This window comes from Actinomyces acetigenes, assembly GCF_031296635.1.
GTDB classification, from domain to species: domain Bacteria; phylum Actinomycetota; class Actinomycetes; order Actinomycetales; family Actinomycetaceae; genus Actinomyces; species Actinomyces acetigenes.
On sequence record NZ_JASPFC010000070.1, the window covers coordinates 1 to 4,353 of the forward strand.

Genomic DNA, 4,353 nt, shown 5'->3' on the forward strand with positions numbered 1-4,353 from the left:
GGCGGTGGCCAGAGCGACCAGGACCGCCGCGATCCAGGCGCCGGGCACCGGCCCGCCCACCGAGCCGGCCAGGTGCCCGGTCGGGGGCAGGGGCGCGACGCCCACCGCCATGCAGGTCATGCCAGTCATGCAGGCCGTGCCGGTCATGTGGGTCTCCTCTCCCCCGAGCCCAGCTGTTCGTCGAGGCCAGTGCGGGCGAAGACCTGCGGGCCGACCCGCTCCCGCAGCGCTGATACGGCCGGGCCGGGGCTCAGGCGGCCGTCGCCCGCCACGTGCAGGGCCTCCTCGCAGATGAGGACCGCTCCGGCCGGGGACGTCTCGCGCCGCAGCACGCCGATGGAGGCGACGTAGCGGCGTGCACCGGAGGCCCCGGCCTGCCGGCGCAGGTGGACGACGGCGTCGAGGGCGCTGGCCGCCTGGGCGGCGACGGCCGCCTCGTCGAGTCCCGCGAGCGCCCCCAGGGCGGTCAGGCGGGCGGGGACGTCGGCGGGCGAGTTGGCGTGGAGGGTGGCCCAGCCGCCCTCATGCCCGGTGTTGAGGGCGGTCAGGACGTCGCGCACCTCGGGGCCACGGCACTCGCCCAGGACGATCCGGTCGGGCCGCATGCGCAGGGCGGTGCGCACCAGGGAGGTCATGGAGACCGCCCCGACGCCCTGGACGTTGGCGCCGCGCTCCTGGAGGTGGACGACGTGGGGGTGATCGGGGCGCAGCTCGCTGGCCTCCTCGATGCACACGATGCGCTCGGTGGCCGGGACGAGTGAGAGCAGAGCGGCCAGGAGGGTGGTCTTGCCGGTGCCGGTGGCGCCGGTGACCAGGCAGCTGGCGCGGCCGGTCACGAGGGCGGCCAGGACCTCGTCCAGGCCGGGGGCGATCGTGCCGGCGGTGGTGAGCTCGTCCAGGGTGAAGCCGCGGCGGCGCTTGGTGCGCAGGCTGATGAGGGTGCCGTCGGCACTCAGGGGCGGCAGGACCGCGTTGAGGCGGGTTCCGTCGGGCAAGGTGGCGTCGACGACGGGGCAGGCGTCGTCGAGGCGCTTGTGGGCGGAGGCGGCCATGCGCACGGCCAGGGCCCGCACCTCGGGCTCGTCCATGGTGGCCTCGGGGACGGGTTCGAGGCCGTGTCCCCGGTCGATCCAGGTGCGCCCACCGCTGACGAGGACGTCGGTGACGCCGTCGGTCTCGATGAGGGGCTGGAGGAGCGGCCCGGCGCCGTCGACGTCGGCACGCACCCGCTGGCCCAGGCGCGCCATCCCCACCTGCCCGGTGGCGGGGGCGGCGGCGTCGTTGAGTGCCTCCTCCAGGGCCACGCCGCGGGCCAGGGCGCTGCGGACGCGGGCCAGCTCGGGGCCGTCTGCCCCGGTCCCGCCGGAAGAACCGGGAACTCTAGACTGATCGGGACTCACCGGGACCATGACTGCCTCCTCGACTGATGGCCTGACTGGTTTGCTGGCTGGTTCGTTGACTGGTTCGCTGACTGGCTCGCTGAGCAGCTCCCCGGCGTCGTGGCATCGGCGAGCCGGGGCAGCAGCTCCCTGGCCAGGGAGCCGGCGGCGCGCCTGATGGCCGAGCGGGCCCGCACCGGGTCCTCCCCGAGGGCCAGCCGCTTGGCCAGGACCCGGTCGGTGGGGACCTGCCCCAGGACCGGGCAGCCGGTGATGAGCTCGAGGTCCTCGGCGACGACGTCCTCACCCACTTGGCGCGCCACGAGCCAGACCGGTACCCCCGCTGCGGTGTCGGCGATCTGGACAACGGCGGCCTCAGCGTCAGTGGCCTGGGCCGCGGCGGGCGCCGTGCCCCGAAGTCGCGAGGCCATGCTCTCGGCGGCGACGGCCGAGCGCAGGTCGAGCCCGGTAAGGATGAGGACCCCGGCGCCCGGGGGCGGGGGCGCCCCTCGGGGCAGGTCCACCAGCACGACGTCGTGCTCGGCCCGCATCGCATCCAGGACCGCCTCCGCGCAGGGCAGGGGGCCTCCGCGCACGTCCCCGGTGAGGACCGGCATGGCGTGCCACACGGGCAGGGCCCCGACGAGGTGGCCGGGTCGGAAGGCCGACTCCTCGGCCGGCAGGTCCGCCCAGCGCAGCCCGGTCAGGACGCTCTGCCCGCACAGGAGGTCCAGGCCGCCGGTGGGGTCGAGGTCCATCATCGCCACCCGCCTGCCCGCGCGGCCCAGCGCCCACGCCAGGTGCAGCAGCAGGACACTGGCCCCCAGGCCCCCGCGGGCGCCGGTGACGGCCAGGACCTGGGCGGCGCGGCCCGAGCCCGTCGCCCCTTCCCCCGCCTGCGCCTCACCACCGGGCTGCGCAGGCCGGTCGGCGGTGGGTCTCAGGGGAGGGAAGGAGACGTCCCGGCCGTCCCACACCGGCCTGCGCCCCGTCGCCGGCCTGACCCGGATTGCCTGCGTCGCCTTGGCTACTCCTGTCGCCTCCGACGTCGGGTCCTTCTCCCCCGGCTCCGGCTGTCCCCTGCCGTCCCCCGCGGGAACGGGCGTCTGCCTCACGGGCATCCTCACCGGCATCGTCCTCTCCTTACACATGTCTCAACGTTGTCCCGCGCCCTTCCCCGCGGCCTGTCAGCCGTTCCCGCGGCCGTCCTCTTGGTTCCCCGGCCGGCGCCCTGTATGGCGGTATCGCGGTGCCGCAGGCGACTCCCCACCAGGGTGCGGGCCTGCCCGCGGCTGCGCCCGGCGGCGGCGTCAGGCCTGTGGAGACGGGTCGCAAAATCGGGCCTGTGGCCCCGCGTCCGCCGCGAAGGGCTGCGGCCGATCAGGGAGCCGGCGGTGATGACGGAGGCAACCGCGGAGCTGACACGCCTGACACCGGAGGTCCCCTCATGATGAGATGGGTCCATGAGCGCGCAGGACCGCGCAAGCGTCCCCTCCCGACAGCCAGCGACGTCACCGGTGACGGCACCGACCGCCCCACCGGGGGCGCCGGAGCGCCCCCCTGCCGGCCCGCCCCCCACCGGGCACCGCGCGGCGGCCTACTTCGATTTGGACAAGACGATCCTGGCGACGTCGTCGACCTGGGCGCTGGGCACCCCGATGCGACGCAGCGGCCTCATCTCCTCCCGCGCCCTGGCCCACGGGCTCATCGCCCAGATTCCCTACCTCCTGGTGGGTGCCGGCACCCAGCGCTCCAGCAGCCTCATGGAGCACCTGGCCCTCATGTCCGCCGGTATCAGCCGCCGGGACCTGGTGGAGGTCGTGGAGGGCGCCCTGACCACGGCGATCGAGCCGGCCGTCTACGCCGAGGCCCTCGACCTCATCGAGGGCCATCGCCGGGCCGGGCACGACGTCGTCGTGGTCTCAGCCTCTATCACCGAGATGGTCGCCCCCATCGCCCGCCTCGTCGGGGCCGACCGGGCCGTGGCCACCCACATGGAGGTCGGTGAGGACGGCCTGTTCACCGGGCGCATCTCCCGCTCCATGCTGCACTCGGAGAAGGTGGTGGCGCTGCGCGAGGACGCCGCCGCCCACGGCATCGACCCGTCCCGGTGCTGGGCCTACTCCGACTCCATCTCCGATGAGCCGATGCTCAGCGCCGTCGGCCACCCGGTCGCAGTCAACCCCGATAGGGACCTGCGGCGCCTGGCGCAGGAGCGGGACTGGCCGGTGCGCGACTTCGCCCGCCCGGTGCGGCTGCGGCCGCGCTGGGAGCCACCGAGCCTGTCGACCCGCGCCTCGATCATCGCCCACGTGACCGGTGTGCTGGCCGTCGGGGGAACCGCCGCCTGGCTCATGGCCCGACGCGGCCCGCGCAGCACGCGCGGCATCTGAGTCCTCCGGCCGGGCGTCGAGCCGGGCTCGCCCCGAGTTCGCCCGAGTTCGCCCGGCCCGCCCCGGGATCAGCCGGCCCGCCAGGTGCCGGCCTGCACCGCCCGGCACAGGCGCTGGGCCTCCTGAACCCCCGCGATCACCGCCTCGGCCTGCCACACCACCCAGGCCACGACCCCGTCCATGGTGCCCGAGGCGTAGGCCCCGGCGGCCTCGGCGTAGGCCGCCGGCACCCGCCCGGGGTAGAGGTCGGTGACCGCCGTGCCGGTCGGCTCAACCCCGTCACGCACCAGGAGGTGACGCACGAGCAGCCTCCCCACTGCGGCGTTCCCGGCGGTGAAGGGACGCGCCGCCAGCATCTCAGCGTGCACGACGGCCGCCCGCACCAGCGCCGGTACCCGCTGCGCCTCTATGAGATCGATCAACCCCGCCAGTCTCACCGCCAGCTCCTCACCCTGCGGCGCATCCCCCGGACCGCCCTCCCGGGCACGCACCTGCCCGGCGCGTGGCACGCCGATCTCCCCCAGCCCCACCCGGCCGCCGGACGCCAGGGGGCCGACGACGTCGCGGTGCAGCGCCGCCAG

Annotated in this window: 4 protein-coding genes; 1 reads left to right on the forward strand and 3 read right to left on the reverse strand. The window is 75.4% G+C overall.

Going from position 1 to position 4,353, the window contains the following annotated elements; translation table 11 throughout:
• Positions 1 to 143: 143 nt before the first annotated feature.
• Positions 144 to 1,409, reverse strand: coding sequence for a TadA family conjugal transfer-associated ATPase (locus tag RIV14_RS13370; RefSeq protein ID WP_075372410.1), 1,266 nt, complete (start codon positions 1,407 to 1,409; stop codon positions 144 to 146).
• On the reverse strand, positions 1,397 to 2,500 hold the full coding sequence (locus tag RIV14_RS13375) for a cellulose synthase operon protein YhjQ/BcsQ (protein WP_256699281.1): 1,104 nt from the start codon (positions 2,498 to 2,500) through the stop codon (positions 1,397 to 1,399). Before RIV14_RS13375 ends, RIV14_RS13370 begins: the two co-directional genes overlap by 13 nt.
• Positions 2,501 to 2,842: 342 nt before the next feature.
• Here RIV14_RS13375 and RIV14_RS13380 point away from each other — a divergent pair, with 342 nt between their 5' ends.
• Positions 2,843 to 3,772 (forward strand): HAD family hydrolase, encoded by a 930-nt coding sequence (locus RIV14_RS13380; RefSeq protein ID WP_075372412.1) that lies wholly within the window; start codon positions 2,843 to 2,845, stop codon positions 3,770 to 3,772.
• A gap of 68 nt (positions 3,773 to 3,840) precedes the next feature.
• On the opposite strand, the gene RIV14_RS13385 is transcribed toward RIV14_RS13380, so the two are convergent.
• On the reverse strand, positions 3,841 to 4,353 hold a 513-nt coding region (locus RIV14_RS13385; protein WP_309325237.1), incomplete at its 5' end, for a Fic family protein.

Bases quoted from the DNA above. Each gene is read 5' to 3' on its own strand.
- RIV14_RS13370 (WP_075372410.1), bottom strand. From the start codon at position 1,409: ATGGTCCCGGTGAGTCCCGATCAGTCTAGAGTTCCCGGTTCTTCCGGC.
- RIV14_RS13375 (WP_256699281.1), bottom strand. From the start codon at position 2,500: ATGCCCGTGAGGCAGACGCCCGTTCCCGCGGGGGACGGCAGGGGACAG.
- RIV14_RS13380 (WP_075372412.1), top strand. From the start codon at position 2,843: ATGAGCGCGCAGGACCGCGCAAGCGTCCCCTCCCGACAGCCAGCGACG.